We start from the raw sequence: 1,845 nt of genomic DNA on the forward strand, positions 1-1,845 counted from the left end.
AACTGAGCGAGGATTACCGCCGCATCAAGCTGACGATTGACCCGCCGATGATGGGTTGCACGGGCGGGGAGTTCGTGCGGGTGAAGTGAGTCTGATAGGGGACTTCACCCTTTGGTCGCCTCTTCGAGCTCATTCCACCACTTGCCCATCATCACCTGCTTGGTTGGAGTCTGTAGCTCAGCCTGGGCAGCCGCCACGGTCGTGTGAATTCCAGCCAGATACGGCCCGAGAATACGGGCACTCATCGTGCTCAAGACTTCGGCCAGTTGCATCGGGACGTGTCTTGAGCGTCCCAGCGCCGTCAGCACCAGCGTCGGCTTGTCTTGCAGTCCGGTTGAAGACACCACCCAGTCGAGCGCGTTTTTGAACGCTCCGGGGATGCCATGCGCGTATTCGGGGCAAGCGACGACGACGGCGTCCGCCTGTTCCAGTGCCAGCCGGAAGACTTTGACGCTTTCCGGCTCAGGCTTTTCATGGTCGGGATTGAAGATAGGAATGGCATTCAGACCATCGAAAAACTGTACTTCCGCTGCCGCAGGAGCCTGCTCTGCGAAGGCACGAAGTAGCGCCCGATTGACCGATTCGGCCCGAAGGCTGCCGCACAGAAGAAGAACGCGCATAGGGATTTAAGTTAGCAGTGGAACGCAAAAATGGGCCATGTTTCCATTGCACGAAGACAAGCGGTAAGGCCAATGAAAAAAGCCGGAGCCTCAGCCCCAGCTTCTTTTTCCATCCTCTATCGCCTCTCGCTTATCAGTTCAGGCTGCCCGTCTCGAACATGAACCCACCGTCGCCATAATCCACGTTCAGCACACTGCCGTCAGCCACCTTACCGCTCAGAATTTCGCGGGCCAGCGGCGTTTCGATGTACTGGCTGATCGTGCGCCGCAGCGGACGCGCTCCGTAGGCGGGGTCGTAGCCCAGTTCCGCCAGCTTGTCCTTGGCGGCGTCGCTGAGGTGCAGGGTCACGCGGCGCTCGGCAAGGCGTTTGCGGAGGCTCTGCATCTGAATGTCCACGATTTTGTGGAGGTCGGCAGCGGTCAGCGCGTCGAACACGATGATGTCGTCCACGCGGTTCAGGAACTCGGGGCGGAACTCGCCGCGCAACTCCTCCAGCACCGCCGACTTGATGGCCTCGGCGTCCTGCCCACGCGCCTGCATGTCGAGAATCAGCGGGCTGCCGATGTTGCTGGTCATGATGATGAGGGTGTTGCGGAAATCCACCGTGCGGCCCTGCCCATCGGTCAAGCGTCCGTCGTCCAGTACCTGCAGCAGCACGTTGAACACGTCGGGGTGCGCCTTTTCGATTTCGTCGAACAGGATGACCGCGTAGGGGCGGCGTCGCACGGCCTCGGTCAGCTGGCCGCCTTCCTCGAAGCCGACATATCCGGGAGGGGCACCGATCAGGCGGGCGACCGTGTGCTTCTCCATGTACTCCGACATGTCGATGCGCACCATCGCATCGGGGCTGTCGAACAGGAACTCGGCCAGAGCTTTGGCAAGTTCGGTTTTGCCCACGCCGCTCGGCCCCAGGAACATGAACGAACCGAGGGGACGGTTGGGGTCGTTCAGGCCCGCACGGGCGCGGCGAATGGCGTCCGACACGCTCACGATGGCGCGGTCTTGCCCAATCACGCGCTGGTGAAGCTGTTCTTCCAGACGCAGCAGTTTTTCGCGCTCGCCTTCCATCAGCTTGCTCACAGGAATGCCTGTCCAGCGGCTCACCACGCTGGCAATGTCTTCTTCGGCGACTTCCATGTGGGCAAACTCGGCGGTCTTGAGCTTGCGCTCCAGCTCCTGCACGTCTTTTTCCAGCGCGGGCAGTTCGCCGTATTCCAGGCGGGC

Annotated in this window: 2 protein-coding genes; both read right to left on the bottom strand. The window is 61.2% G+C overall.

Translation table 11 applies throughout. The features are described 5' to 3' along the window. Nucleotides 1–104: 104 nt before the first annotated feature. Nucleotides 105–620, bottom strand: a complete 516-nt coding sequence (locus Q4C89_RS14485) for an NADPH-dependent FMN reductase (protein WP_303103331.1) — start codon at nt 618–620, stop codon at nt 105–107. 133 nt (nt 621–753) lie between these two features. Then, nucleotides 754–1,845, bottom strand: a 1,092-nt coding sequence (locus Q4C89_RS14490) for an AAA family ATPase (RefSeq protein WP_303103332.1), incomplete at its 5' end; no start/stop codon positions are given.

Source organism: Deinococcus sp. (assembly GCF_030523985.1).
Lineage (GTDB): Bacteria > Deinococcota > Deinococci > Deinococcales > Deinococcaceae > Deinococcus.